This window comes from Thermodesulfovibrio hydrogeniphilus, assembly GCF_054657355.1.
In genome coordinates this window covers 451,075-476,753 of sequence record NZ_BAAHYW010000001.1, presented here as the reverse complement: position 1 = coordinate 476,753, position 25,679 = coordinate 451,075, and the positions used below count along the sequence as shown (strand labels likewise).

Annotated in this window: 29 protein-coding genes; 12 read left to right on the top strand and 17 right to left on the bottom strand. The window is 35.8% G+C overall.

Features of this window, described 5'->3' with window-relative positions; all coding sequences use genetic code 11:
* Positions 1 to 36: 36 nt before the first annotated feature.
* From ACYQ3P_RS02455 to ACYQ3P_RS02425, 7 genes are read left to right on the top strand one after another with little or no spacing between them, the layout of a single operon-like run.
* Positions 37 to 726: an NAD-dependent epimerase/dehydratase family protein gene (locus ACYQ3P_RS02455; protein WP_460176372.1), complete on the top strand. Its 690-nt coding sequence runs from the start codon at positions 37 to 39 to the stop codon at positions 724 to 726.
* A 43-nt stretch (positions 727 to 769) separates the two neighbouring features.
* On the top strand, positions 770 to 1,132 hold the full coding sequence (locus ACYQ3P_RS02450; protein ID WP_460176371.1) for a four helix bundle protein: 363 nt from the start codon (positions 770 to 772) through the stop codon (positions 1,130 to 1,132).
* 37 nt (positions 1,133 to 1,169) lie between these two features.
* Complete coding sequence (locus ACYQ3P_RS02445; protein WP_460176370.1) at positions 1,170 to 2,375, top strand: zinc-dependent alcohol dehydrogenase; 1,206 nt, start codon at positions 1,170 to 1,172, stop codon at positions 2,373 to 2,375.
* Positions 2,342 to 3,397, top strand: a complete 1,056-nt coding sequence (locus ACYQ3P_RS02440; protein ID WP_460176369.1) for a Gfo/Idh/MocA family protein — start codon at positions 2,342 to 2,344, stop codon at positions 3,395 to 3,397. The genes ACYQ3P_RS02445 and ACYQ3P_RS02440 overlap by 34 nt, the downstream gene beginning before the upstream one ends.
* Positions 3,394 to 4,611, top strand: coding sequence for a glycosyltransferase family 4 protein (locus ACYQ3P_RS02435; RefSeq protein WP_460176368.1), 1,218 nt, complete (start codon positions 3,394 to 3,396; stop codon positions 4,609 to 4,611). Before ACYQ3P_RS02440 ends, ACYQ3P_RS02435 begins: the two co-directional genes overlap by 4 nt.
* Before the next feature lie 12 nt (positions 4,612 to 4,623).
* Complete coding sequence (gene wecB, locus ACYQ3P_RS02430; protein WP_460176367.1) at positions 4,624 to 5,736, top strand: non-hydrolyzing UDP-N-acetylglucosamine 2-epimerase; 1,113 nt, start codon at positions 4,624 to 4,626, stop codon at positions 5,734 to 5,736.
* A 20-nt stretch (positions 5,737 to 5,756) separates the two neighbouring features.
* Positions 5,757 to 6,869 (top strand): NAD-dependent epimerase/dehydratase family protein, encoded by a 1,113-nt coding sequence (locus ACYQ3P_RS02425; protein ID WP_460176366.1) that lies wholly within the window; start codon positions 5,757 to 5,759, stop codon positions 6,867 to 6,869.
* A 762-nt stretch (positions 6,870 to 7,631) separates the two neighbouring features.
* On the opposite strand, the gene ACYQ3P_RS02420 is transcribed toward ACYQ3P_RS02425, so the two are convergent.
* Genes ACYQ3P_RS02420 through ACYQ3P_RS02405 form a run of 4 tightly spaced genes read right to left on the bottom strand, consistent with a single transcriptional unit; the run spans position 7,632 to position 9,638 of the window.
* A complete protein-coding gene (locus tag ACYQ3P_RS02420; RefSeq protein ID WP_460176365.1) occupies positions 7,632 to 8,042 on the bottom strand; it encodes a HEPN domain-containing protein in 411 nt (136 codons plus the stop codon).
* Positions 8,039 to 8,530, bottom strand: a complete 492-nt coding sequence (locus tag ACYQ3P_RS02415; RefSeq protein ID WP_460176364.1) for a nucleotidyltransferase domain-containing protein — start codon at positions 8,528 to 8,530, stop codon at positions 8,039 to 8,041. The genes ACYQ3P_RS02420 and ACYQ3P_RS02415 overlap by 4 nt, the downstream gene beginning before the upstream one ends.
* 39 nt (positions 8,531 to 8,569) lie before the next feature.
* A complete protein-coding gene (locus ACYQ3P_RS02410; protein WP_460176363.1) occupies positions 8,570 to 8,890 on the bottom strand; it encodes a hypothetical protein in 321 nt (106 codons plus the stop codon).
* Positions 8,868 to 9,638, bottom strand: a complete 771-nt coding sequence (locus ACYQ3P_RS02405) for an MraY family glycosyltransferase (protein ID WP_460176362.1) — start codon at positions 9,636 to 9,638, stop codon at positions 8,868 to 8,870. Before ACYQ3P_RS02405 ends, ACYQ3P_RS02410 begins: the two co-directional genes overlap by 23 nt.
* Positions 9,639 to 10,079: 441 nt before the next feature.
* Here ACYQ3P_RS02405 and ACYQ3P_RS02400 point away from each other — a divergent pair, with 441 nt between their 5' ends.
* On the top strand, positions 10,080 to 10,229 hold the full coding sequence (locus tag ACYQ3P_RS02400) for a hypothetical protein (RefSeq protein WP_460176361.1): 150 nt from the start codon (positions 10,080 to 10,082) through the stop codon (positions 10,227 to 10,229).
* A gap of 190 nt (positions 10,230 to 10,419) precedes the next feature.
* On the opposite strand, the gene ACYQ3P_RS02395 is transcribed toward ACYQ3P_RS02400, so the two are convergent.
* From ACYQ3P_RS02395 to ACYQ3P_RS02370, 6 genes are read right to left on the bottom strand one after another with little or no spacing between them, the layout of a single operon-like run.
* A complete protein-coding gene (locus ACYQ3P_RS02395) occupies positions 10,420 to 11,541 on the bottom strand; it encodes a baeRF10 domain-containing protein (RefSeq protein WP_460176360.1) in 1,122 nt (373 codons plus the stop codon).
* Positions 11,534 to 12,607 (bottom strand): AI-2E family transporter, encoded by a 1,074-nt coding sequence (locus ACYQ3P_RS02390; RefSeq protein WP_460176359.1) that lies wholly within the window; start codon positions 12,605 to 12,607, stop codon positions 11,534 to 11,536. Before ACYQ3P_RS02390 ends, ACYQ3P_RS02395 begins: the two co-directional genes overlap by 8 nt.
* Before the next feature lie 3 nt (positions 12,608 to 12,610).
* Entirely contained in the window at positions 12,611 to 13,243 is a 633-nt protein-coding gene (locus ACYQ3P_RS02385; protein WP_460176358.1) for a gamma-glutamyl-gamma-aminobutyrate hydrolase family protein, read from the bottom strand.
* Positions 13,240 to 14,793, bottom strand: a complete 1,554-nt coding sequence (locus ACYQ3P_RS02380) for an N-acyl-D-amino-acid deacylase family protein (RefSeq protein ID WP_460176357.1) — start codon at positions 14,791 to 14,793, stop codon at positions 13,240 to 13,242. Before ACYQ3P_RS02380 ends, ACYQ3P_RS02385 begins: the two co-directional genes overlap by 4 nt.
* On the bottom strand, positions 14,794 to 16,008 hold the full coding sequence (locus tag ACYQ3P_RS02375) for an N-acetylmuramoyl-L-alanine amidase (RefSeq protein ID WP_460176356.1): 1,215 nt from the start codon (positions 16,006 to 16,008) through the stop codon (positions 14,794 to 14,796).
* Positions 16,009 to 16,013: 5 nt separating this feature from the next.
* On the bottom strand, positions 16,014 to 16,238 hold the full coding sequence (locus ACYQ3P_RS02370) for a NifU family protein (protein ID WP_460176355.1): 225 nt from the start codon (positions 16,236 to 16,238) through the stop codon (positions 16,014 to 16,016).
* Positions 16,239 to 16,354: 116 nt separating this feature from the next.
* Here ACYQ3P_RS02370 and ACYQ3P_RS02365 point away from each other — a divergent pair, with 116 nt between their 5' ends.
* A complete protein-coding gene (locus tag ACYQ3P_RS02365) occupies positions 16,355 to 16,597 on the top strand; it encodes a hypothetical protein (RefSeq protein WP_460176354.1) in 243 nt (80 codons plus the stop codon).
* Positions 16,558 to 17,793, top strand: a complete 1,236-nt coding sequence (locus ACYQ3P_RS02360; RefSeq protein WP_460176353.1) for a molybdopterin-binding protein — start codon at positions 16,558 to 16,560, stop codon at positions 17,791 to 17,793. Before ACYQ3P_RS02365 ends, ACYQ3P_RS02360 begins: the two co-directional genes overlap by 40 nt.
* Here the strand turns inward: ACYQ3P_RS02360 and ACYQ3P_RS02355 are convergent.
* The gene (locus ACYQ3P_RS02355; protein WP_460176352.1) at positions 17,783 to 18,664 is read right to left on the bottom strand and encodes an SDR family oxidoreductase; all 882 of its coding nucleotides are present in this window, start codon (positions 18,662 to 18,664) and stop codon (positions 17,783 to 17,785) included. The two genes, ACYQ3P_RS02360 and ACYQ3P_RS02355, sit on opposite strands and share 11 nt — an antisense overlap.
* A 96-nt stretch (positions 18,665 to 18,760) precedes the next feature.
* Here ACYQ3P_RS02355 and ACYQ3P_RS02350 point away from each other — a divergent pair, with 96 nt between their 5' ends.
* Positions 18,761 to 18,928: a hypothetical protein gene (locus ACYQ3P_RS02350; RefSeq protein WP_460176351.1), complete on the top strand. Its 168-nt coding sequence runs from the start codon at positions 18,761 to 18,763 to the stop codon at positions 18,926 to 18,928.
* Positions 18,929 to 19,544: 616 nt separating this feature from the next.
* On the opposite strand, the gene ACYQ3P_RS02345 is transcribed toward ACYQ3P_RS02350, so the two are convergent.
* Genes ACYQ3P_RS02345 through ACYQ3P_RS02330 form a run of 4 tightly spaced genes read right to left on the bottom strand, consistent with a single transcriptional unit; the run spans position 19,545 to position 21,672 of the window.
* Positions 19,545 to 20,201, bottom strand: coding sequence for a formate dehydrogenase subunit gamma (locus ACYQ3P_RS02345; RefSeq protein ID WP_460176350.1), 657 nt, complete (start codon positions 20,199 to 20,201; stop codon positions 19,545 to 19,547).
* Positions 20,191 to 21,165, bottom strand: coding sequence for a 4Fe-4S dicluster domain-containing protein (locus tag ACYQ3P_RS02340; protein ID WP_460176349.1), 975 nt, complete (start codon positions 21,163 to 21,165; stop codon positions 20,191 to 20,193). The genes ACYQ3P_RS02345 and ACYQ3P_RS02340 overlap by 11 nt, the downstream gene beginning before the upstream one ends.
* A gap of 40 nt (positions 21,166 to 21,205) precedes the next feature.
* Entirely contained in the window at positions 21,206 to 21,394 is a 189-nt protein-coding gene (locus ACYQ3P_RS02335; RefSeq protein WP_460176348.1) for an FmdB family zinc ribbon protein, read from the bottom strand.
* Between the two features lie 14 nt (positions 21,395 to 21,408).
* Entirely contained in the window at positions 21,409 to 21,672 is a 264-nt protein-coding gene (locus ACYQ3P_RS02330; RefSeq protein ID WP_460176347.1) for a metal-sensitive transcriptional regulator, read from the bottom strand.
* Positions 21,673 to 21,734: 62 nt separating this feature from the next.
* On the opposite strand from ACYQ3P_RS02330, the gene ACYQ3P_RS02325 reads away from it, so the two are divergent.
* On the top strand, positions 21,735 to 22,697 hold the full coding sequence (locus ACYQ3P_RS02325; RefSeq protein WP_460176346.1) for a selenium metabolism-associated LysR family transcriptional regulator: 963 nt from the start codon (positions 21,735 to 21,737) through the stop codon (positions 22,695 to 22,697).
* Here ACYQ3P_RS02325 and pyk read toward each other — a convergent pair.
* On the bottom strand, positions 22,692 to 24,110 hold the full coding sequence (pyk, locus tag ACYQ3P_RS02320; RefSeq protein ID WP_460176345.1) for a pyruvate kinase: 1,419 nt from the start codon (positions 24,108 to 24,110) through the stop codon (positions 22,692 to 22,694). The genes ACYQ3P_RS02325 and pyk overlap by 6 nt on opposite strands.
* Positions 24,097 to 25,677 (bottom strand): L-aspartate oxidase, encoded by a 1,581-nt coding sequence (nadB, locus tag ACYQ3P_RS02315; protein WP_460176344.1) that lies wholly within the window; start codon positions 25,675 to 25,677, stop codon positions 24,097 to 24,099. Before nadB ends, pyk begins: the two co-directional genes overlap by 14 nt.
* Positions 25,678 to 25,679: the final 2 nt, after the last annotated feature.

Genomic DNA, 25,679 nt, shown 5'->3' with positions numbered 1-25,679 from the left:
CAGGGTTCAAGGTTCAAGGTTCAAGGTTATAATGGGGTGGAAAGGGTGGTGTTTACTTCTACATTGCTTGTATGCAAAATCGGTTATATCCCAAAGCATGATACCGATTATGCACCTACCACTGCTTATGGGATGAGTAAGGTAGAAGGAGAAAAGATTGTAAGAAATGCAAAAGATATTAATTTTACATGGTCTATTATTCGTCCTATTTCTGTTTGGGGACCCTGGATGATTGAGCCATATATTGATTTTTTTAAAGCAATTAAAGGTGGTTGGTATTTTCATATTGGCGAGGGTCATTACAGAAGGTCAATGGGCTATGTAGAAAACATTGCCCATCAAATTCATAGTATTCTGCTTGCCCCTAAAGAAAAGGTTCATCAAAAAACCTTTTATGTAGGCGATCCAGAACCAACGGATCTCTATGAATTTGCAGAAAAGGTCAGAGAAAAACTGAACGCACCTAAAATTAGACATATTCCTTTATGGTTAATAACAAACGCAGCAAAAATAGGAGATGTTTTAAAATTTTTAGGCTGGAAAAATGTTCCCATGAGTAGTTTCAGACTTAATAATATTAGGACAGAATATATTTTTGATTTATCACCAATTATGGAAATCTCAGCACCTCTGCCTTATGATATGGATACAGCGATTGAAAGAACAGTGGAGTGGTTTAGGAATGTTCAAGGTTCAAAGTTCAAGGTTCAAAGTTCGAAGTTATAGGTTCAAGGTTCAATGTTCAAGGTTCAATGTTAGAGGGTGAAGGATGAGGATTGAGAGGTTTGAGGATATAGAAGCATGGAAAGAAGCAAGGGAACTTGTTAAAGAAATTTATGATAACTTCAAGGACATTAGAGATTATTCACTTAAGGATCAAATACAAAGAGCTTCAATTTCAGTGATGTCAAACATAGCAGAGGGTTTCGATATAGGTAGCAATAAAGAATTTATACAGTTTTTGGTAATAGCAAGAGGTTCATTATCTGAAGTAAGGAGCTTGCTCTACAATGCGTTAGATTTAGGATTTATAAAAGAGGAAGCTTTTAAAGATTTAACAAAAAAATGCTATAAAATTTCTAACTTAATAAATGGCTTTATAAGATATCTAAAAAACTCTAATAAACATTAAACATTGAACGTTGAACATTGAACAAAAGAGGAGCATTATGAAACAACTTATCCAAAACTACCGAACAGGTAAAATTGAAGTTGCTGATGTGCCAGTGCCTAATTGTGGGTCAAATTCTATTTTGGTGAAAAATCAGGCTTCATTAATTAGTATCGGGACAGAGAAATCTATAATAGAATTGGGTAAAAAAAGTTTATTGGGGAAAGCAAAAGCCCGTCCTGATTTAGTGAAACGTTTTATTGATAAAGCAAAAAAAGAAGGATTTTTAAAAACTTTTCAGGAAGCTTTAGGCAGATTAGACAATCCCACACCTCTTGGTTATAGTTCGGCTGGCATTGTAGTTGAAGTTGGCAAAAATATTCATAAGTTTTCTGTGGGTGATAGAGTAGCCTGTATTGGTGCTGGATATGCATCCCATGCGGAATATATCACAGTCCCAGAAAATTTATGTGTGAGATTACCCGATAATGTCTCTTTTGAAGAAGGCGCCTTTGGAATGCTTGGGATTATTGCTTTACATGGAGTAAGGTGTGCAAATTTAACATTTGGTGAAAAGGTTGCTGTCATAGGTTTGGGATTAATTGGGATTCTTACCGTACAAATTTTAAAAGCATATGGCTGTGAAGTTATAGGTTTTGACATAGATTTAAAAAAAGTGGAACTATCAAAATCCTTAGGACTCGTCTACAGCTATCTTGATTTAGAAGAGTTTAAAAATGCCGTAGATAAATTAACTCATGGATTTGGAGCCGATGCTGTAATCATTACTGCTGCAACAAAAAGCGATGAACCTGTAAATGTGGCTGTGGAAATAGCTCGCATGAGAGGTAAAATAGTTATGGTTGGTGTGGGGGATATTCATCCAAATAGAAATGAAATGTGGCATAAAGAGGTTGAGATAGTGGTTTCAAAGGCAGGAGGTCCTGGAATTTTTGATCCCTTTTATGAAAACAAAGGAATTGATTATCCCATTGGTTACATCCGCTGGACAGAAAATCGCAATCTTGAGGAGTTCATAAAATTAATTTCTCAACAAAGAGTAGATGTAAAAAAACTTATTTCTCATAAAATACCAATTGATAATGCATTGCAGTTTTATGAAGATTTATTAGTCAATTCTGGTAAATATGTGGGAGTGATTATAGAGTATCCTGAAAGGCAGGTGGATGGTGATAAACTGGAGAGAAGCAAAATATTAAAAGATGTTCAATGTTCAAAGTTCAAAGTTCGGTGGAAAAGGTGAGTAAGGTTGAGGGGGTTGAGGGAGTTGAGAAGGTTGAGAGGGTAGAGAAGGTTGTGTTGGGGGTGATTGGAGCTGGTCTTTTTGGTAAAGCTCTTCTTTTGCCTGCTTTAAGTAAAGTAAAGGAAGTGAGATTTCATACTTTGTCAACTTCATCAAGTGCAAATGCTTATCACACCGCAAAAAAATACGGATTTGAGAGATGCACCACTGATTACAGGGAGTTACTTAAAAACGATGAAATAAATACCGTGTTGATTCTTACACCCCATAGTCTTCACGGAAGAATGGTAATAGAGTCACTAAAGGCAGGCAAGCATGTATTCGTTGAAAAACCTCTATGCATTACAGAGGAGGAGCTTAATGAAATTTTAGAGGTAAAACATAAGTTCTCGGATAGATATCTTATGGTAGGTTACAACAGAAGATTTTCTTCTCACTCCGTGTGGGCAAAAAATACGATTAAAGAAAGGTCTAATCCAATTATAGCTAACTATAGAATAAATGCAGGTTTTGTTCCGGCAGATCATTGGGTTCACTCAGAGGAAGAGGGAGGAGGTAGAATCATCGGAGAGGTTTGTCATTTTGTTGATTTCCTGCAGTTTATAACAGGAAGTGAGCCTGTCCGAATCTATGCAGAGAGAGTGTCTGGTGATAACAGAAGCATTCTAAATAGCGACAATGTTAGTATAGTAATCAAATTTAAAGATGGCTCTGTGGGCAATATCTTCTACACCGCCTCTGGCGATAAGGCTTTTTCAAGAGAGAGAGTGGAGATTTTCTCTGAAGGAAAGACAGTTGTCATTGAGGATTTCAGGGTCTCAGAGCTTTACTTTAACGGTAAGAGACGCAAATTTAAAACCATGAATCAGGATATGGGATACAGAAGCGAATTGGAGCATTTCATTAGCTGCATTAGGGAACAGGAAGAACCAAAATTAAGTTTTCATGAGATATATCTTTCTACCCTTGCAGTTTTTAAAATTAATGAGGCATTGGAAAAGGCAGTAGCAATCACGTTATGAATATTTTACTCATTACTGACTCCTATCCTCCTGAGATTAGGTCTGCATCCCATCTTATGCAGGAGTTAGCTGAGGGTCTTGCTGAAAGAGGGCATTCTGTGACAGTTGCCACATGCTATCCAAGGTACAATTTAGCAGAAGACTCTAAGGGGATTAAATTCCCAGAGTATGCAATTGAAAATAAAATTAAAGTCCTTAGAATCGATACCCTGCCTCATCATAAGGTAAATTTTATAGTAAGAGGGATCGCCCAGTTAACTCTGCCGTATGTTTTTCTCAGAAAAATTAAATATTATGTAAAAGATGTAGATGCTGTGATTATCTATAGTCCACCGCTACCTCTTGCTGTCATAGGAGAGAAGATTAAGAAAGTTTACGGTGCCAGGTTTATTTTGAATGTTCAGGACATATTCCCTCAAAATGCCATTGATTTGGGTGTTTTAAAGAACAGATTTCTCATAATATTTTTTGAAAAAATGGAATCGAAAGTTTATAAAAATGCTGATTTTATACTGGTGCATTCTGAAAGCAATGCTGAGTTTATCAAAAGTAGATTCCATGAGCACAAGAGGAAAATATCAGTCTTACACAACTGGATTGACACAAAGGAGTTTGAAGGCATTAAAAGGACAAATCGTTTTAGAAAGATATACGGTTTAGAGGATAGATTTATAATACTTTTTGCAGGTGTAATGGGTCCATCGCAGGGTCTTGATTTTGTTCTTGATGTGGCAGAGAGAGTCAAAGACATAACTGACATATGCTTTTTGTTAGTAGGGGATGGAATGGAGAAGGACAGGTTAATTAGAATTGCTAAAGAGAAAGGCTTGCAGAATGTTGTTTTTAAACCATTTGTCCCCAAAAAGGATTATGTGGAGTTGGTGAAGGATTGCGATGTGGGGTTAGTGTCTCTAACAAATAAAAATAAGACACCTGTTGTCCCTGGGAAAATTCTTGGTTACATGGCAGCAGGTATTCCTGTAGTAGCATTTTTAAATAGAGAAAGCGACGGACATAGAATAATAAGAGATGCTAACTGTGGATACTCAACTGCATGGGGGAATTTGGAGGAGGCAGTAGATATCATCAAGAGAATATACAATATGCGGGACAGGCTTGATGAATTTGGTCGGAAAGGCTTTGAATATGTGAAGAATAACTTTGAAAAGGAAATATGTATTCAAAAATTGGAGTTCATTCTGAAGTCTTCCTGAAATAGAGTCCTTATGAGCCGAAAGCGAATATTGTGTGTATTTGGAACAAGACCAGAAGCTATAAAGATGGCTCCTGTCATAATGGAGCTTAAAAAACATGAAGATCTTGAAACTGTTGTCTGTGTGACTGCACAGCATAGAGAGATGCTTGATCAGGTATTAAAAATTTTTTGCATTACTCCTGACATAGACCTTGACCTGATGAAGCCTTCACAGACATTGGCAGAAGTCACCGCCAATGTAGTGCAAAGCATGGACAATATCTTTAAGACAGAGAAATTCGATTTAACACTAATTCAGGGTGACACTACAACAGTAATGGCAACCTCTCTTGCTGCATTTTATAACAGCGTTAAAGTTGGCCATGTGGAGGCTGGTTTGCGTTCCCACAATATTCTTTCACCTTTTCCTGAGGAGCTAAATAGAAGAATCACTGCTTTAGTTACCCAGTTCCATTTTGCACCAACAACCAATGCAAGAGATGCTTTACTGAAAGAGGGCATTCCCGAGGAAAAAATATTCGTAACAGGAAATACGGTGATAGATGCTCTTTTTTATATATTAAAAAAGCCCATGCCAACCAAAGCAGAGGAGATCTTGAGAAGATTAGGCAGAAATAAAAAAATCATACTTGTTACTGCCCATCGCAGAGAAAACTTTGGTAAGAGGCTGGAGAGCATATGTCTTGGACTAAGGATCCTTGTTGAGAGAAATAAAGATATTACGATAATATACCCTGTTCATCTTAATCCAAATGTGAGAGAACCTGTTTTTAAGATATTGAAAAATTTAGAGAGAGTTATTCTTTTAGAGCCTGTTGAGTATGATGTACTAATTCATCTCATGAATGCAAGCTATCTTGTGTTGACTGACTCAGGCGGAATCCAGGAGGAGGCACCGTCATTGGGTAAGCCTGTGCTGGTAATGAGGACAGAAACAGAAAGACCCGAAGGAATACATGCAGGAACAGCCAAATTGGTTGGACCCTATGAAGAGAGGATTGTTGAGGAAACCGAGAACCTTTTGTATAACAGAGAGGAATACGAAAAAATGGCCAAGGCAGTGAATCCCTATGGAGATGGAAAGGCATCACAAAGAATCGTAGAAATAATCAGAAAAAATTAGTATAACTTTGGAGGAAAGAGATGAATACCTACGAAAAAAGAGTGCAATGGGTTAAGAGTTATATTGAAAAATGCCTTAATGAGGGAGTTTTAAGTGAGGAGATATTCTCATACTACAAAGGTAAATCGATACTTGTTACAGGTGGGGCAGGAGCAATAGGGAGCAATTTGATTATTGCTCTTTCTATGCTGGTGGGTGACAGTGGAAAGATTGTTGTTTTGGACAATCTTTCTGCAATAAAATACAAAGATCCCTGGAATGTAACTCCTCTTCCAAACATAATGTTTGTTTTGGGTGATGTAAGAAGTGATGTTGACCTTAAAAGGGTTTTCAGAGAAAATCCAGAGATAGTTTTTCATCTTGCAGCCTTTTTTGCCAATCAAAACTCTGTTGATTATCCAGAGACTTCTGCTGAAGTGGATGTTATAGGACAAATAAAGCTACTTGAGTATTCCATGCTGACAAGGATTAAAAGATTTGTCTATGCTTCAAGTGGTTGTGCCATATATGGTTCCTATCCAAAGCTACCTCTCAAAGAGGACTTTATATCCATGCATCTTACAACTCCTTATCAGATTAACAAGATGACTGGTGAGATGTATTGTAATTTCTATCATCATCACTATGGTCTTCCAATAGTGAATTGCCGATTTTTTAACTCTTATGGACCAGGTGAAATTCCTGGACAGTATAGAAATGTAATCCCTAATTTTATTTTCTGGGCTATGCAAAATAAACCATTACCTATTACTGGAACTGGTGAAGAAACACGAGATTTTACTTATGTTTTAGACTTAGTGCAAGGACTAATTAAGGCAGGCTTTTATGAAAAGGCAATAGGCGAAAGCTTCAATCTTGCAGCAGGAAGGGAAGTCCAAATTAAATCAGTCGCAGAGATGATTATAAAAGCTACTGCTAGCACTGCAGGAATAATATATAAAGAACGAAGAAAATGGGATACAAAACCAAGACTTCTTGCATCCATTGAAAAGGCAGAACAACTGATTAAATATAAACCAATTGTAGAATTTGAGGAGGGATTTCAAACTAACATAGAATGGTTTAAGGATAATTGGGACAAAATTGTTGCCTTAGCCGATTTTCCACCTGGCATGAGTAGCGCGGTTAGATGATTAGAAAAGTTTGATAAGGCTGAGAAAATTTTGAGTAACCTTATCAGGGTCAGGTCTTGAATTTTGGCGTTTTGGGAAAGTATAGGTGCAAAAGTATGGATTTTGAATGAGGGATGAATGGGTGTGAAAGCTTTTTAGAATGCGATGTTCTGATTTTAGTTTGATAACTTCAACATCTCCAAATTCTTCTTTTTACTGCATCAACTTTTTTCTGTAGTTGCTTAAATACTTTTTCCCTTTTTGCTGTCTCGTCAAGTCTTAGTTTTGTTTCTCCAACTATGTAAACTTCTTTTCCATTTTGCTGTGCCTTTGCAAAGAAGTTTATTTCTTCTTCTCCTATTTCTGCTCTGTTTTCAACTCCTGTAAGTCTTTTCTCAGCAGCCTTATGTGCCTCAATTAGTTCAGCAACAGTTTCTTTTAATTCTTTAATATCTTCCTAAAATGACTTCTCTTAATTCCTGCGGTAGTTTTTCCATTTTTCTAAAAGTTGCACACTAATCATGGTCTCCCTCTTTTTGTTGACTAAATTATAATTTCCAAAAGCACAAAAATATATGTAAATCCAAAATTGATATAACCATTTGAAAATAGAACATTTTTTTACTGTCATCGCGAACAATGAAGGTGCGCAGCAATTTTTCAGTTTGAAAAGGAAGAAAAAGTGAGATTGCTTTGTCGGTAAAAGCTCATTGCAATGACTGATTTAAAAGCACCTTGAAGAGGCTCGCATAACAGGTTAACAAAATTTTTTATAAAATAGATTTAGTTTCCAATTACTCTTTTGCAAGTGTTATAAACAAATTCTGCCCATTGTATAGCAGTATTTGCTTCCTCTTCAGTGTATTCCTCAGTAGGAATAAAATCAATATCTCCATAAAAAGAGAGTTCTCTTTCTTTCCTAAGTCTTTTTGAAATAAAGCAAATTTCTTCAAGTTCATTATCTTTTATTTGAGGAAATTTGTTTCTGTGTTCTTTTAAAAGGTTACTAACATCATGATATTTTGGTGGTTCTACTCCAACTGCTCTAAGAAGTGCTTTAAGGCATAATTCAACAATTTCCTGAGCCTCTCTAACTACATCAGAGTAATCTTGCTCATCATATAAAACTTTAAGAGCTTTTAATCTTTTTTCAGCTTTAAAAAGATAACTTTTAACAAGGTCTTTGTTTGTCAAATCTCGAAAACCTCATCTGGTTTGTAATCTGGCTTTAATTCCCAGTACCAGCTACTGCCTCTTTTTATTCTTCTTGCACCAAGTTTATTAAGTTTTTCTCTAAAGCTTTCAAGAAATTTTTCAAAAAAATTATCCCTATCATATAGAATTTTTGCATCCTCAACCATATCAAGAAATAGAAGGCTTCCTTTTATTACTTCCTCAGGAGTTTTTATAACAGGACTAAGGTAAGTTTGAACACCGATTTTTCTTACATCTTCTACAACTGGTTCTATCATTTTTTCAACGCATTCAAACTCTTCAAGCCTTGCAAATCTTCCTTTTGGAAGGTCTTCTACTACAATAAGGAGGTCCACATCTGAATCAAACCTTTGTGTCTGTCTTCCAACAGAGCCATAAATAACAACAGAAACAAGCCTTTCCTTATAACATTCTTTTAAAGCTTCCAGAGTTTTCTCCAGTATCTTTTCAAAAGCATCAAAAAGCATTATTTTAAATTATATCAAAAAATTTTCCTAAAAAGAGAATCAAATTCTTTTAAGACTCTTTGGCATCCTGTTTCTGATTAACCACCAATAAATTGTTGTATAAATCACTGCAAATAAAATCGTAAAAGCTATAAGTATAGTGGTGTTATTCCAGAAAAGTATGGCTGGAAGCACTGCAATGAGATTTAATATCCACATAAAAGGAGAAGTAATATTGTTTCTTAAATGATATCTTGATACACCTAAGATTTTTTTTGTAATGATTTTGTAAAAAAGCGAGTGAAGATGTAATGAATCTGGCTGTGCTGGAGATGAAGATTTTATAAATTTTCTCCTATTAAATAGAAAAAATCGTCTCATATATAGGATAAAAATTAACAAGCAATGCAAACCATGCAGATACTTGAGGATGTCTTTTTACAAGCAAAATAGATAAAATACCTACAATAAACCCACTTAAATATGCACCGCTGTCACCAAGAAAAATAAATCCGTAGGGATAGTTAAGTATGAAAAATCCAAGCAATGCAAAGGCAAAAAGCACACAAGAAGTTACAATGTAGTAATCGCCAAGTTTATAAGCAACATAAGCTATTGCCATAAGAATGCAAAAACACACCATACTTGCAAGACCGTTAAATCCATCAATTATATTGACTGCATTTGTAATTCCTGTAAGGGCAAAAACAGTAAAAAGAAAAGATACATAAGTAAGTGCCATCAAGCTGTCAACATATGAAATGTCTAATCTTATCACCTTTACATCCAAAATAAAAAAAGCAAGTGCAGCAGAAAAAAGCATAAAAATAAGTCTAATCTTTGGCTTTAGCCTATTTGTTAAATCTTCCAAAAAACCAGAAAGAAATACAGGAAAAGAAATAAGCGCAAGAAAGAGAAGAGAATCAGCAAAAATATCCTTTTTTAAATAGCTTAATGGTACTACTCCCAATAAAGCAATGTAAAGAGCAACTCCGCCAAATCTCGGTGTTGGTCTTTTATGAAACTGCTGTGGACCAGCTCTTTCACCTATTGGCTTAAAGTAAAGCCTGATTATAATTGCATTGATTATAAAGCTTATAAAAAATGTAAGTATTGCGTAATTTAGCATGATTTTCTAATTATTTTACCACAATCCGTAGCATAATTTTTCAATAATTTTACTGTAATGCACCCCTTTGGTTGGACATTTTTGATGTCTTAAATGTGTAGAGGTCATGCTATTCTCCTACCTGCCTCTTTATAGTATAACATTTCAAACTCCTCAGGACTCTTATATCCCAATGCACTATGAACTTAAAGGCGATTGTAGTCAACCTCTATCCATTTGCCGTATTGTATGAACTTCAACAAATGTTTCAGATGAGATTTGCGTATGAAACACAAAATTCTTGACAAGTGTCGTTTATTCACTCTTCATTGCGAGATATTCTCTCTATACATCATTTCGCGACATTTTCCGTCCCATTATTGCAAGAGGGCTTCAGCATCCGAAGCAATCTTGTTTTTTCAATATGGAACTGGATTGTTTCGCATTCCTTCGCTACTCGCTATGAAAGGATGGGGCATAAAGGAAAAGAGATTGCAACGCCCTTTCGGGCTTGCAATGGCAGAACAGGTTGTAAGCGCGAGAAAAATGCTACTCCTTCAGCTTGCAATGACAGGAAGGAGTCGAGATAACAAAGAAAAGGGAGTGAAATGAAAAAATTTCAGTAATTGCATTGACAAAGAAGCTCGTCAATCTCCTTTTAAAATTCCTTTTCAGATCGTCCCCAAAATAGCGATAGAAATCCAAAAATTGGTATAACCATTTGAAAATTAAGTATTTTTTGCTGTCATTGCGAGCATCCGAAGGATGCGAAGCAATCTCTAAAAATCCCTCAATTTACGCATCAAAATCTTAGAAATGCGCCAGCGCCTCCTTGCTGAATAAGGATTTTTCTGTCTTTTTCGTCTTTGACAACCTCAATTAGGGCTGATTGCTCCAATGCCATTTCAGTTGCTCTTTCAATGAGATTGTAGCTTTTCATAACACATCCACCGCATTCCATGCAGCAGTCAATCTGCTGGTTTGTTGCAAATCCGCACTCTGGACAAATAACTCCTTCAATGACATGCTCCTTTGGAATTACAAGCTTCATCACTCTCTTTTCCCTCAAATATTTGAGCACATCGTCAATTCCTAAGACTGCTTTATCATTCTTGCTTGCCTTTGTAATGAGCTCAGAAACTGTAAGATTTTCCTTTGATTTCTCATACTCATCAATGATAGGTGCAACTTTTTCCAATACCTCTTCCTTTGAAGCATCCTTTTCAATATATGCTCTTCCTATAATTTTTTGTTTGATGTTATCTGGAAGCATTGACATTAGTTCACTCAAAGCTTCATCAGGTCCTGCAACAATTAGTCTTCTGATTTCTCTGTCTTTCAAAAAATCACCAAATTTTTCAAGGACATCTTTAAGGTGCATTTTTACATGATAGTCAATATGCCTTTCATATCTTTTCTCTGCGAGAGCAAACCAGCCACCTTTTTTGTGCTTTCCGGGGACATCTTCGTGATGAACCATTCCGTACTCCTCAATATCTCCTAAAAAAACAAGGAAAACTCTTGCTGTTCTTTTATCTACGAGCAAAATTCCGTATTTTTGATAGTTATCCAATAAATCAAAAAGAGGAGTTGTGTAAGGGGTGTTCTCTATAATTAGTTCTTCTTTTAAAGAGTCAATATTTAAATCGTATCTTTGCCAGAGCCCTTTTTTAACGCAACTGTAGAGAACAAGGAATTTTTTAAATGATTCCCTTTCGCTTTGCAAAAATTTCTCAATTTTTTCTATATCCTCTTTTACATTTGCTAATTTTCCCTCAGGAATAGCTTTAACAAGATTTTTGAATTTTGAGATGTATGCGCTTCTTTTTCTTGCATCAGGAGATACATTAAGAAAAACACTGACTACGGGGGTGTTTTCTGAGTTAAATTTTTCTAATGCTTGTAAATCCTTTCTTTCAAACATGCTCCCCACCTCCTATAAAGTTTTTAAGAATCTCAATGAATGAGACAAAAAGACTGAAAATTAGGGGACCAATAATAAATCCAATTAGTCCAAAAACCTTTATTCCACCCAAAACAGAAAGAAAGATGAATATAAGTGGTAGATTAACTCTGCCTTTGATAATTAAGGGTTTTAAAACATTGTCAATGGAACTTATAATAAGTCCACCCACTAAGGCAAGTATTACGCCTTTAAGTATGTAACCTTTAACCAATAAATAAATGGATGCAGGTCCCCAGATTGCAAATGCTCCTAATACTGGTATAAAGGAAGCAATAGCTGTTGCAAATCCCCAAAGTGTAGCTGATGGCATATCAAGAGCGTAAAATGTGATTCCTAAAATCGTTCCTTGAAGGATTGCAATCAGTATTCCTCCATAGAAAGTTGTGTATATGATGTTTTTAATTTGATTTCTTATGGCAACTTTGTCAGACTCTGCAAAGGGAAGAAATTCTATGATTTTTCTTACAAATTTGTCTCCGTCCTTCAAAAAGAAGAATGCAATAAAAAACGTTAAGACAATGTTTATGACAGAGTTGATAATATCTCCGAAACCATGAGCAATTCTTATAGCGCTTTCCTTCATAAGTCCTGATATTTCGTTTTTTATAAGATTTTGTAAAGCTTCTGTGTTTCCACCTGTTATGAAGCTCAGTTTTTCAAATACCTTTGCGATGAAAGGATTTTGAGTCATTTTATTGATTAGTTCTGGTAAGTCAATTTTTTTTATTAAATCTCCTGCTTCAAGTATTATCTGATAGGAGATTATTACAAAGGGAAAGAGAAAGAGTATGGCAACTAAAATGATTGTAATTAAAGCAGAGAGTCCTTTGTATTTTAGATATTTTTGAAGAAAATCAAAAATTGGATGGAAAACCAAAGCAATAACAATTGCCCACCCACCAGAGGCAAAAAAGGGCTTAAGAATCTGATAATTAAGATAAAGAAGTATTCCTATGAAAAAAAGCAAAATCCAAATGTAAAAACTTCTTTCAATTGATACTCTGTATTTTCTTGTGGGACTCATAATTTATTGTATCGTTTTTGCAAAATTTTGCCAAAGGGTCTTTGAGATTTCTCCCTCATCCCTTTCAGGATGCCACTGGACTCCTACGAAAAAAGGATGGTCTTCAAGGTAAAAGCCTTCAATTATTCCGTCAAGGGCTTTGCAAAAAACTTTTAATCCTTTGCCTATATCTTTTACAGCTTGATGATGGGAGCTATTTACTGTGAATATACCTTTTTTTAAGGGAAAATCTTCAAATATTTCAATTTCGTGATGACATTGAGAATGTCCTTCAATGTGCTGGTAAAGGGTGCCACCAAAAAATACATTCATAAGTTGCATTCCAAAGCATATTCCAAGAACAGGCTTTTTTGTGGGAATGAATAATTTTAAAAGTTCCATCTCTGCCTCTACTCTTTCATCGAGAACAAGGTTCTTACATGCAAGATTTCCCTCTCCATAGAATTTTGGATTAATATCACCACCTCCGGACAGAACAAGAGCAGAAATTTTATTTATGATTTCATTTTTTAAAGGAAGCATATCAGGCGTGATTATAAAAGGCATAAAACCTATGCTCAAAATTTTTTGAATGTAATCTCTGTTTAACCACTGTTTTTTCTCGTCAATGCTAAATGTAATTGCAACTGTTTTCATACAATCATTCCAGCTCTTTTTCCAGTTAGCTCTCCATCCTTGACTGATATTGCTCCATTTACAATTACATATTTTATTCCCTTTGAAATTTTAAAGGGCTCCTCAAATGTTGCCAAATCCTGTATCTCATTTGGGTCAAATATTACAATGTCTGCAAAATAATTTTCACGAATTAGTCCTCTTTCTTTAATTCTGAATGTCTTTGCTGGAGTGTAGGTTATTTTTTTAATTGCCTCCTCAATGCTCATTATCTTTTTTTCAAAAACATATTTTCTTAAAAATCTTGGAAAGCTTCCAAAACCTCTTGGATGAGGCTTTCCTTGGGCAGTCACTCCAGAGGAACATCTTGCAGAACTGTCTGTTCCTATCATGACATAAGGTTTTGACATTATTTTTTCTAAGTTTTCTTCACTCATTCCAAAATAAATAACTCCAACATAAAGATTTGAACGAATAAGAAGGTCACATATAAAATCAGAGGCATTCTCAAGCGTTGTAAGCTCACCAATTCGCCTTCCTTCAAAAGATTTGTCTCCTTCAAAGGCAACATCTGATATTTGAAGAGCATCAAGGAACTCTTTGCCTCTTTGTTTTAAGTATTTTTTTATTTTTTCTCTTACACTTTTGTTTTTAAGTCTTTCAATAATTTCATCTCTGCTTCCCTCTACTGTCCAGTTTGGAAGAAAAGCATCAAGGTCAGTTGCAGAGGCAGTATAAGGATATCTGTCTGCAGTTATTTTTATTCCTTCCTTTTGAGCATTCTCTATTGCTTGCAAAACACTTTCTATCTTCCACCAATTCTCCTTACCAGATGTTTTAAGATGGGAAATATGAACTGCAACATTTGCTTTTCTTCCAATTAATATTGTTTCTTCAACTGCTGAAAGAAGTCTCTCACCTTCACTTCTCATGTGGGTTGTGTAAATTCCTTTGTAAGGCTTAAGTAGTTTGCAAATTTCAATTAATTCTTCAGTATCAGCGAACATTCCCGGTGGATAAATAAGTCCAGTTGAAATTCCTTTGATAATATGATTTTTGAGTTGCTCTTTTAAAAGTTTTTTCATGGATGCAATCTGTTTTTTATTTGCAGGTTTATTTTTGTATCCAATAACGCAGGCTCTTAAATTTCCATGCCCGCATAGAAAAGCAACATTAACAGCTGGTTTTGCTTTTTTAATTAAAGATAAATACTCATCAGCAGTTTGCCAGCTTTTAAGTCCTAATGCTTTCAGTTCAGGAAGCCTTCTTTCAAGAGCCTCACCAAACATTGGGAATGCTGAAAGTCCGCAATTTCCATTAATCTCAGTTGTTATCCCTTGAGTTATCTTTCCTTCAGCCCTCGCATCTGCAAGGATAGTAAAATCTGAATGGGAGTGGGTGTCAATAAAGCCCGGAGTTACGTGATATTGCCCAGCTTCTATGACTTTTTTTGCCTTGAAAGTTTCTTTCCCGATATAAAGGATTTTTTTGTCCTTTATCCCAATGTTTCCCTTAAATATAGCTTTTCCAGTGCCATCAATTATGTTGGCATTTTTGATAAGTATATCCATCTATAACCTATTTGATTTTGAAGATTTATTTTTCTTGCTATCTGCTCTATTAAGAAAGTTATCTGTGTATTTAACCTGCTTTACTTTGTTTGATTTGGAAAAATAGTTTTCAATGCCATCAACAATTGCCTTTGCTATGCTCAGCCTGTATGACTCTTCTGATAGTAAAGCTTCTTCTTCAGGATTGCTGATATATGAAATTTCAAGAAGGCAAGATGGCATTTTTGCACCTACTAAAACATAAAATAGGGCTTGCTTTAAGCCATTATCATGCCTTAAATAATTTGCCTTTAGATTGCTAACAATGGAGTTGTGAAGGTATCCTGCAATATGAACTGATTTGTCTCTCTTTGCCTCCCTTTCAAGGGATGCGAGAACAATTCCAAGTTCTCCCTTCAGTTGTTTCTGTTTTTTCACCGATATAGCGTTTTCCCTTGCAGCAACTCTTATAGCCTGTTCATCGTCTGTCCAGTTTAAGATATATGTCTCAATTCCTCTTGCATGATTATTTGGTGCTGCATTTGCATGGATTGATATGAAAAGGTCTGCTTCTGCTTTATTTGCAATTTCTGCCCTTTTATCAAGGGGAATAAAAATATCTGAGTCTCTGGTGAGGATTATCTCATACTGGAGCTTTTTTTTCATCAAGTCTCTGACTTTCAGAGCAACATCAAGCACAACATCCTTTTCTCTGAGACCGTTTGGTCCTATTGCTCCGGGGTCATGACCACCGTGTCCTGGATCTATTACGATTTTTCTTTTGACTATATTTTTAGAGTGTGGAATGTCTCTCTCTTTCTCTTCCTCTTTGAATGAACCTAATTCATGCTGAGTAGGATATATATCAATGACAACTCTGTAAGGGTCCTCAAGCTGGATGACTTTGAATTGATAATTGGAATCAGTCAGGTCAAATACAACTCTTACTGTATTGATGTCAAAACGTCCAATGCGAATTTTGTTTAAAGAGGAGATGTTTACAAAAAATTCTTTTTTTATTTCAGACCCAATGGTAGCATTTTTGAAATCAAAAAAAAGCCTTTCAGGATTTTTTAGTTGTCCCTTTGTAAATTCAACAACTCCAGAAGTTTCAATTACTGTCCTTATTCCATTTGAAATTGCGTAATATCTTATATCTTTTATTTGAACTTTTTCTTCAGCTAAAGCTGCTGTTATGGTAAACAGCAGAAAAAAAATTATTAAAAATCTAAACATTCCATTTAGACAGCTACGACTTCTTTGACTTCCGGTATCTCGCTCTTCAATGTTTTTTCAACCCAGTTTTTAAGAGTAAGAGTAGCCATTGGACATGTTCCGCATGCACCTTTTAATTTTACATAAATAACATTGTCCTTGATGTCAACAAGTTCAATGTTACCACCATCAGCCATAAGTCCTACCCTTATTTTGCCTAAAACTTTCTCTACCTTATCCTTTTCAATCATATCAAGCCTCCATTGTAGTTTTAAATATATTATACACGACAAATTCAACTTTTACCAAAATCGAAAAGTAGAGATAGACACTCGTCACTGCGAGCCCCCCTGTTGCGAGCGATAGCGTGGCAATCTGGGGCGAAGCAGTCTCTAATAAGGCTTTATTAAAAAACAAAGTAGAGATTGCTTCGCATCCTTCGGATGCTCGCAATGACAGCAAAAAATACTTAATTTTCAAATGGTTATACCAATTATTGGATTTCTATCGCTATTTTTGGGAAATAATTTCTCTGCTACCTGCAATGGATTGCATGTGGTATAATAAAAAATGCTTGATAAAAAATATCTCCTTCCTAAAGATGCTTTAAATCTTATCATTGAAAAAATTCCCTTTAAATGCCTGCCTCCTGAGACAGTTCCAATTGAAGAAGCATACGGAAGAGTTACATACAAAGATATCTTTGCTCCTGAAGACTTACCGGGATTTAATCGCTCAACAGTTGACGGATTTGCTGTAAGAGCATCCGATACTTTCGGTGCTAAAGAAACTTCTCCAGCTTACCTTACTCTTAAAGGCGATATACCTATGGGAGCTATACCTGATTTTTCATTAAATATTGGAGAAGCAGCTTCCATTGCAACAGGAGGTATGCTTCCTGAAGGAGCAGATGCGGTTGTCATGCTTGAACATGTTAATGTAGTGTCTTCAGACATGATTGAAGTGTTAAGAAGTGTATCTCCTTGGGAAAATGTAATTTTTAAGGATGAGGATGTAAAAAAAGGTGAGCTCATCATTCCTGCAGGACATAGGCTTCGGGCTCAAGATATAGGAGGTCTTGCAGGAGTTGGCATAGCTGAAGTAAAAGTTGCTGTAAAACCAAGAGTTGCAATCATTTTAACAGGTGATGAAATTGTTCCACACACTGAAAAAGTAACTCCGGGTAAAGTAAGGGATGTGAATTCCTTTACCCTTGCTGGACTTTCAACAGATGCTGGAGCAGTGCCAATCAAAATGGGAATTGTAAAGGATGATTACAAATTGATAAAAGAGACTGTTCAAAAAGCTTATGAAAAGGCAGATGTTGTTCTTATTACTGGAGGGACAAGTGCTGGTGTGAAAGATATGACAGCTCAGGTAATTGATGAGCTTGGTTCTCCGGGAGTTCTTTTTCATGGGGTTTCAATAAAACCCGGAAAACCAATTATTGCTGGAGTATGCAATGGAAAGCCTGTTTTTGGACTTCCGGGACATCCTGTTGCTGTCTATATTTGTTTTGAACTTTTTGTAAGACCTGTAATTGAACACATGATGGGATTAAAGGATAAAAAATTCAAAAAACTCATTAAAGCTCGCCTTGCAAGAAGCATTCATTCACAGGCAGGAAGAGAAGATTTTATAAGAGTTTCATTAGAAGAAAAAAATGGAACACTTTTGGCAACACCACTTCTTAGTAAATCAGGACTTATAATGAGCCTTGTGAAAGCAGATGGAATTTTACATATAGCTGCAGAACTTCTTGGGATAGCAGAGGGTGAAGAAGTTTTAGTAGAGATTATTGATTAGTGGCAGACCATTTTATTGATTCATAATAAGGAATTGGTTTTCTCATAAGAATTTCTTCAGTTGATTTTGCCTCTTTTGAATATCCACATACATTGTCCCTCCACATCATTTTGTATTGTTCAGGAACAAAAATTTTTAAAAATCCTTTCGGAACCGGCAAAAACAATACTCTTTTTCCTCTGTTTTTTGCATAATCTTTAACCATCTCACCAAGAGTCACTTTTCTGTCTCCGCAAAGCTCAAACACTGAGTTGTCCTGCCAATCCAGAGCATTTAAAAAACTTTCTGCCACATCCCTTACATCAATTGGCTGAAAATTATATCCTTTTATATCTGGGAAAATAAAAAAAGGCACTTTTGAAAGAATTTCGTTAAGCCTTACAAACAAAAGTTGTTCAGGACCTAAAATTACTGAAGGACGAAGTATAACATAGGAAAGTCCGCTTTTTATAAGCTCTTTTTCAGCCATAAGTTTTGTAATATGATACTTTGAAGGAGCTTGCTCATCAACTCCAAGAGCACTCATATGAACTACTTTTTTTATGGGAAAATCCTTAAGCACAGTGTACAAAGCCTTTGGATATTCATAATGAACCTTATGAAAAGTAACACCTTTGCCTTTGTCCTCCTGAATAATTCCAATAAGATGTATGACATAATCGGGACTTATATTTTGTATAATTTGTCTCAAAGAATTTAAGTCAGTAAATTCTTTGAGAGCAAAGGCATTAACACTTTCTCCAAAAAGTGCCTTAGCTTTTGAAGGATTTCTTACAATGAGGCAAACTTCGTATTGTCTCTTAAGAGCCTCTTTTACAACATATCTTCCCACAAAGCCTGTAGCACCTGTGATAAGAAGTCTTTTTGACATAATTTATTTTATACTAAATTTAGCGATTTTTTATAGAACCCCGAAAAATAGAGATAGATACTCGTCACTGCGAGCCCCCCTGTTGCGAGCGATAGCGTGGCAATCTGGGGCGAAGCAGTCTATAGTAAGGCTTTATTGAAAAACAAAGTAGAGATTGCTTCGCATCCTTCGGATGCTCGCAATGACAGCAAAAAATACTTAATTTTCAAATGGTTATACCAATTATTGGATTTCTATCGCTATTTTTGGGAGAACCTTTGTTAATGTGTAATGGAGAGTCTCAAAGTAAGGTTCGTAATACGAGATTGCTTCGTCGCTGAAGCTCCTCGCAATGACTTTCATTTCCGTCATCACGAGGCTTGCGAAGCAAGCCGAAGTGATCTCTATTTCGTGCAGAGAAAAAATTCCATGTTGTTTTGCGAAGCTTTTCGCGAGTTGAAGGTGGGCAACCAATCGCAATGACACTACACAGTAATTGCGAGGCATCCATCAGGATGCCGAAGCAATCCCGCTCATTATTGGAAAAAAAGGCGAGATTGCTTCGTCGCTATCGCTCCTCGCAATGACGAGGAGTGGGTGTGTCGCAATGACGAGTAAGGTGGGTGTGTCGTAATGGCGAGGAGGGTGGATGGCTGTGTCATAACCCCTATTTTGTCAGATTTTTCTCCTCAAGGCTTTTCAAAACACATTGAAAATTCTACAAAATTTTTGCACAAAGCAGACTGATTTAAGAGAATTGGCAGATTACGACACAGCCACGAAAGGAGGGAGAGCTTGCCGCAAGCCAAAGACATGGCGATCGTTAGCAATGATGCTTGAGTATCTCACAATTTAGGTTTATTTCATATTATGAAAAAACGATAACTTTGCTAAAATTATCTTACTTTCTAATAATCCTTTCATACCACAATGAGTGTCTGTGTTTTGCATATTCTTCATCTACATAGCCTGTGAAAATGCTTTTAAGAAGGGGCCAGTTTGACCTGAATAAAATAACTGTTCCAACATGGACAATAAAGGCAAGGATAAATATAAAGCCTGATAGAGTATGTACAATAGTATTTATTGATTCAGCCTGTGGGGAAAGTATAATCCATTCAAGGTTTCTTAAAACTTTAATAATTCCTGTTACTGTCAAAACTAATATAACAAAACCTATGCCCACATAAGCTATTCTTTGTTCTGGCAAATACTTATCAGAAGGTGGCTCTTTGCCAAGCCCTATCATTGCTGCAAGAACTTTTACGCTATTTTTAATATCACCCTTTTTAGGCAAAAGAGCAAAGTCCTTTCTTAAACCATGATAAAATATATGAAAAACTACAGCAGATACAAAAAAAATTGCTGCTATGTAATGAATAAGGGTAACATAGTAAAAATCAGCTGTCCATGCAAAGCCGGGTATTTCTGTAATGTAATATCTTTTATACAGTGGAAGGCATCCAAGTCCTGTAAACAAAAGAACAATGCCTGAGATAGCAACGCTCCAGTGTTCAATTATCTCAATTAAACTGTGTCTTTTAATCCTATTTTTCATTGTCTACCTCCTTTGAGTCCTTTTTAGAAGCTATTGCGCCGACTATTGCTCCCAACATTGAAATTGCTCCAGCAGAAAGCAATACTTTGCCGATAGGATTAAATGTTGTTTCTATTTTGTTTTCTACTTTTACTGGCATCTGAAATCTCTCTTTCTTTTCTTTTAAAGCTTTATCAAGTGTTTCAAAGGGAATACTTGAAAGATAAAGTGTTGATGTTCCACCGTTTTGCCTATCGCCGTAGATATAAAGTCCCTCTTCTTTTGCTCTTTTATATGCAAGTTCGTATATTTTCTTTCTTTCCCCAAATGTAAATACTGCTTTATCTCCCAGCCTTTCTTTACATGCAGTTACACATGCTGGCTCCTGTCCATTTTTTATTCTATCCTTACATAAATCGCATTTATACATAACACCACCACCTGCATATTTAGGAAGAATTTGTAAATATATGCCAACTCCAGCCTGTCTCTGGGGAATATGCCACGGACATACATCTCTGCACTTTGCTCCTCCAAAGCAAATTTTATCATTGATCACAGAATTGCCCTCTGGCTGTTTTGTCAAAGCTCCAAATGGACATTCTCTTACGCATGGAGGATTATCACAGTGCATGCATCTTCTTGGCATATAAATGTCTTTTCCATTGATGTTTGCTTTTTGAATAAAAATCCAATTATAAGGGGTCAGGGTGTCAATTTTGTCTCTTTTATCTGACCAATCTTCATAGTTTTTTCTGGGCCAATAGGGCAAAATGGGCTTCTTTGGCTCTGGAAATCTTTCTTTATTATATTCTCTACATGCCTTTACACATCTTGGAATAGGTTCATCTTTGCATCCATCACATTTTGTAAGGTCAATTAAAGTAGCGTATTTACCCTCCACAGCTTCTACTTTATTTCCTAATAAAAGTGAAGCACCAATGGATGATGTTAAAGCAAGAAAACATCTTCTTGATATATTCATAGTTAAACCTCCTCTGGCAGACCGCCAGTCTTTAAATTCTTCATCCTCCACTCCAAGTAAAACATGAGCTTCCTTGATTTGATACAGAGGAGACTTGCGAGATTAACTTTTCTGTCTCCTCAGAACCACAATTAGGGCAGGCTTGATTTCTAATTTCTCTGGATATCATTGGAACAAATACTTCAAAAGTTTTACCGCATTTCTTGCATTTATACTCATAAATAGGCATCTATACGACCTCCTTTATACCGATGAGATATATGTTTTGAGAACCTTTTCTATCTCTTTCTCCATACTTGCAACGGACCCTTGACCTTTGGTCAAACAATCATTAATGTAAAATTTTACAATTAGAAATCCTGCACCCTTTAAACCTCCATTGATAGAGGCAAACTGGGTGATAATCTCTTCGCAGTTTCTGCCAGACTCAATCATTCTTTGTAATCCCCTTATTTGGCCCTCTATCCTTCTTAGTCTTTGAATCAATTTAACTTTGCTTTCTACCACTATACCTTACCCCCTTATATTCATTTTTTATAATATAAAACATGATATCTGGCAATGTCAACATGAGAGGTATATTTTACTTGATTATTAAAATTTTTTATGTTAAAATTAATTTGTTTATGGAAGACCACAAATTAAAAGTATTTTGCACGGTAGCTGAAACAAAAAGTTTCTCCAAAACTTCGGAAATTGTTCATCTTACTCAACCCGCTGTTAGTCTCCAAATCCAAGCCCTTGAAGAATTGTATGAAACAAAATTGTTTGACAGATCATCGGGAACTATTAATCTAACGCCAGCTGGTGAGATTTTATATAAATACGCAAAGCAAATTTTAACATTATATGCAGAGGCTGCAAAGGAGATAAGTAAAATTACAAAGCTCATTAAAGGCTGCGTAAAAATTGGGGCTGGAATAACAGCTGGAAACTATATTCTTCCAGCCATTGCTGTTGATTTTAAAAGAATGCATCCAAAAATAAGAATTAGTGTCACAATCGGAAATGATAAGAAAATTCTTGAAATGTTAAATTCAAGTTTGATTGATTTTGGAATTACCTCAGAATTTGTAGGAAAAAATAAATACATAGTAGAACCAATTATCTCCGATGAATTATGTGTCATATGCTCTTCTGATCATCCAATGGGGAATCAAAAATCTGTCTCAATTTATGATGTTATAAAAGAGCCTTTTGTGCTGAGAGAAGAAGGCTCAAGTACAAGGTTTGTTATTGAAAAATTTTTGGCTGAGCATAATTTGAGCGTTTCAGATATGCATGTATCTTTAATCTTAGGAAGCACTGGTGCTATAAAAGAAGCTGTTGAAAGAGGAATTGGACTATCCATGGTTTCAAAATGGTCAATTAGAAAAGAAGTTGCTTGTGGAAATTTAAGGATTGTAAAGCTCAAAGAAGGTAAAATAAAAAGAGACCTTTATATAGTTCTTCCAAAAAATACAATTCTTTCTCCCGCAGTAGAAGAATTTATAACCTATCTCAAAAATTACAGCTATTCGGACCTTTTATAAAGGGTCACCGATTTTGTGAAGCCTGATTACATTTCTGTTTCCAAGGAATGGAGAGCTTGCTACAAATACAATAGCATCTGAGTCTTTTACAATATTTAGCTCTTTTAATTTGCTCTCTGTTTCCTTTAAGAATGCATTGTCTATTATATCTGTATTTTTATCCATATACATGGGTATAACTCCCCATATAAGTGAAAGGCTTCTGTAAACTTTCTCATCAGGAGTAAATGCTACAATAGGCATTGATGGTCTTAACTTGGAGATTAATAATGCACTAAATCCTGAATAAGAAAAAACAACAATTGCCTTTGCTCTTATATCCTGCGCAACTCTTACAGCACCTGAGGCAGTAGCCTCTGGAAAATAATCACTAACCTTGAAAAAAGAAGTAATTCTATCAAATAGGTTTCCCTCAGTAAAGCTTATTATTGAATCCATTGTTTTAACTGCTTCAACAGGATATTTGCCTGTTGCTGTTTCAGCAGAGAGCATTAAAGCATCTGTTCCATCAAGAACAGCATTTGCAACATCTGTTGCCTCTGCTCTTGTGGGTCTTGTATGTTCTCTCATAGACTCAAGCATCTGAGTGGCTGTAATGACAAGCTTTTTTTTCTCATTTGCAAGCTCTATAAGTAGCTTCTGATAAACAGGAACTTCGTATGTAAATAGCTCTACTCCTAAGTCTCCCCTTGCAACCATTATTCCGTCAACTTCTTCAAGAATTTCATTGATATTCTGGAGAGCCTCTCTTTTTTCTATTTTGGCAATCAAAGGGGGTAGTTTAAAGTTCTTCTCCTTAGCCCATTCTTTAACGGTTTTTATATCCTCAGCACTCCTAACAAAAGACAATGCAATATAATCAACATCAAGATCAATTCCTACGAGAAGGTCATTTTTGTCTTTTTCAGTAAAAGAACTGACTGATGTTCTTGTGTAAGGCAGATTAACACCTTTTCTTGATTTGAGAACTCCACCCTCTATTACAACTCCCTTTAACCTATCATTAAGCTTTTCTATGATTTTTATTCTGATCAGACCATCATCAATTAAAATTTCATCCTTGACTTTAACATCCTCTAAAAGTGCTGGATAAGAGATGTATATTTTTTTTGAGTCAGAAATTTCTTTCCCAGAAAAAATCTCAACAATTTCTCCATTATTTAAGAAAACTTCACCACCCTGCACATCGCTTATTCTAATTTTTATACCCTGTAAATCTTGTAGAATTGCAACAGCTTTTTTAAGTCTGCCTGACTCTTCACGAATTATTCTTACTATTTTCTTAAACCATTCCTCGTTTCCATGTGAAAAGTTAAGACGAGCAACATCCATTCCTTTTTCTATTAGACTCCTGATTATAGTCCTGTCTTCAGAAGAAGGTCCGATTGTGCATACAATTTTAGCTTTTCTCATTTAATATGATTTCCTCTCCTTTTTTATAAATAATTGTATGTTTTTCCCACCCCGGTAGCTTTTCTTTATAATCACTGCGATAATGAGCTCCAACGCTATTTTTTCTATATAGTGCAGAAAGCGTTATCAATAATCCAACTGTAACCATATTTTTTAGTTCTACGGAAAAGGGATCAACAAAAAAAACATCTGAAATTCTCTCATAATAAGGCATGATTTTTGAAAGAGCTATGCCAAGAGATTCACCACATCTTATCACACCTACTTTTTCCCACATTGTATTCTTTAAGTCTTCCCTAATTTGAGTGATTTCTTTTGAATCAGAATGCACAGGCTTTTTAATATCAACATTGCTTGGGAATTTAATTCCTTCTAAACCTTCGCAGTATCTTGATGCCTCTTTACCTGCTCTGTATCCATAAACAAGCCCTTCAAGAAGGCTATTACTTGCAAGTCTGTTTGCTCCATGCACTCCCGTACATGCAACCTCACCAGCTGCAAACAATCCATTGATATTCGTTCTTCCATTTATATCTGTCTCAACTCCTCCCATCATAAAATGGGCAGCAGGAGACACAGGAATTGGCTGCTTTGCGATATTAAAATTAAACTTCAAACATGTTGAATAGATTGTCGGGAATCTTTTTTTTATAAATTCTTCATCAAGATGAGTAAGGTCAAGATATACATGGGTTGAATTTGTCCTTACCATCTCTGATATTATTGACCTTGAAACAACATCTCTTGGAGCAAGCTCAGCTTTGGGATGATAATTTTGCATGAATGCTTCGCCATGAATGTTTCTCAATATTGCTCCTTCGCCTCTTAATGCTTCACTCAGAAGAAAAGCAGGCACTCCCTTTGCATAAAGGGCAGTGGGATGAAACTGAACAAACTCCATATCTTTAAGATATGCACCTGCCCTGAATGCCATAGCCATTCCATCACCTGTTATGACTCTCGGATTTGTTGTTCTGATATATACCTGACCTGCTCCACCTGTAGCAAGCAAGGTTGCTTTAGAATAACATATTATAAATTCATCGCCCTTTAATAAAACCGCACCTTTGCATACTCCTTCATCAACTATTAGATCAACTGCCATTGTGAATGAGGCTTTTTGGACATTGTCCATTTTTGAGACTTTATTGATGAGAACCCTTTCTATCTCTCTTCCTGTTGAGTCACCATGGGCGTGAAGAATTCTTCTTCGGGAATGGGCAGCCTCCATTGTAAAAGCAAGCTTTGAACCTTCTTTGTCAAACTCTGCTCCCCAGTTTATTAGCTCTATAATTCTTTCTGGTCCTTCGCTGACAAGTATCTTTACAGCCTCTTCATTACAAAGCCCATCTCCTGCTTTTATCGTATCTTCATAATGTATGCCTATTTCGTCCTCATCACTTAAGGCAGCAGCAATGCCTCCCTGCGCATATTCAGTACTGCTTTCTGTTGGAATGTCCTTTGTGGCTACTAAGACTTTTCCCTTTGAACCAAGCTCAATTGCAGCCCTTAGGCCAGCCACTCCACTGCCAATTATTAAAAAATCAGTTTTTATTGTAGAAAGCACAA

Excerpts from the sequence above, each read along its gene's own strand:
- ACYQ3P_RS02340 (WP_460176349.1), bottom strand. The coding sequence starts at position 21,165 with ATGAATATATCAAGAAGATGTTTTCTTGCTTTAACATCATCCATTGGT.
- wecB (WP_460176367.1), top strand. The coding sequence starts at position 4,624 with ATGAGCCGAAAGCGAATATTGTGTGTATTTGGAACAAGACCAGAAGCT.
- ACYQ3P_RS02375 (WP_460176356.1), bottom strand. The coding sequence starts at position 16,008 with ATGTTTAGATTTTTAATAATTTTTTTTCTGCTGTTTACCATAACAGCA.
- ACYQ3P_RS02345 (WP_460176350.1), bottom strand. The coding sequence starts at position 20,201 with ATGAAAAATAGGATTAAAAGACACAGTTTAATTGAGATAATTGAACAC.
- ACYQ3P_RS02400 (WP_460176361.1), top strand. The coding sequence starts at position 10,080 with ATGAAAGGATGGGGCATAAAGGAAAAGAGATTGCAACGCCCTTTCGGG.
- ACYQ3P_RS02355 (WP_460176352.1), bottom strand. The coding sequence starts at position 18,664 with ATGTCAAAAAGACTTCTTATCACAGGTGCTACAGGCTTTGTGGGAAGA.
- ACYQ3P_RS02325 (WP_460176346.1), top strand. The coding sequence starts at position 21,735 with ATGAGAGGTATATTTTACTTGATTATTAAAATTTTTTATGTTAAAATT.
- ACYQ3P_RS02380 (WP_460176357.1), bottom strand. The coding sequence starts at position 14,793 with ATGGATATACTTATCAAAAATGCCAACATAATTGATGGCACTGGAAAA.
- ACYQ3P_RS02445 (WP_460176370.1), top strand. The coding sequence starts at position 1,170 with ATGAAACAACTTATCCAAAACTACCGAACAGGTAAAATTGAAGTTGCT.
- pyk (WP_460176345.1), bottom strand. The coding sequence starts at position 24,110 with ATGAGAAAAGCTAAAATTGTATGCACAATCGGACCTTCTTCTGAAGAC.
- ACYQ3P_RS02335 (WP_460176348.1), bottom strand. The coding sequence starts at position 21,394 with ATGCCTATTTATGAGTATAAATGCAAGAAATGCGGTAAAACTTTTGAA.
- ACYQ3P_RS02405 (WP_460176362.1), bottom strand. The coding sequence starts at position 9,638 with ATGCTAAATTACGCAATACTTACATTTTTTATAAGCTTTATAATCAAT.
- ACYQ3P_RS02425 (WP_460176366.1), top strand. The coding sequence starts at position 5,757 with ATGAATACCTACGAAAAAAGAGTGCAATGGGTTAAGAGTTATATTGAA.
- ACYQ3P_RS02440 (WP_460176369.1), top strand. The coding sequence starts at position 2,342 with ATGTTCAAAGTTCAAAGTTCGGTGGAAAAGGTGAGTAAGGTTGAGGGG.
- ACYQ3P_RS02450 (WP_460176371.1), top strand. The coding sequence starts at position 770 with ATGAGGATTGAGAGGTTTGAGGATATAGAAGCATGGAAAGAAGCAAGG.
- ACYQ3P_RS02370 (WP_460176355.1), bottom strand. The coding sequence starts at position 16,238 with ATGATTGAAAAGGATAAGGTAGAGAAAGTTTTAGGCAAAATAAGGGTA.
- ACYQ3P_RS02395 (WP_460176360.1), bottom strand. The coding sequence starts at position 11,541 with ATGTTTGAAAGAAAGGATTTACAAGCATTAGAAAAATTTAACTCAGAA.
- ACYQ3P_RS02390 (WP_460176359.1), bottom strand. The coding sequence starts at position 12,607 with ATGAGTCCCACAAGAAAATACAGAGTATCAATTGAAAGAAGTTTTTAC.
- ACYQ3P_RS02410 (WP_460176363.1), bottom strand. The coding sequence starts at position 8,890 with ATGAGACGATTTTTTCTATTTAATAGGAGAAAATTTATAAAATCTTCA.
- ACYQ3P_RS02435 (WP_460176368.1), top strand. The coding sequence starts at position 3,394 with ATGAATATTTTACTCATTACTGACTCCTATCCTCCTGAGATTAGGTCT.
- ACYQ3P_RS02360 (WP_460176353.1), top strand. The coding sequence starts at position 16,558 with ATGCTTGATAAAAAATATCTCCTTCCTAAAGATGCTTTAAATCTTATC.
- ACYQ3P_RS02385 (WP_460176358.1), bottom strand. The coding sequence starts at position 13,243 with ATGAAAACAGTTGCAATTACATTTAGCATTGACGAGAAAAAACAGTGG.
- ACYQ3P_RS02415 (WP_460176364.1), bottom strand. The coding sequence starts at position 8,530 with ATGCTTTTTGATGCTTTTGAAAAGATACTGGAGAAAACTCTGGAAGCT.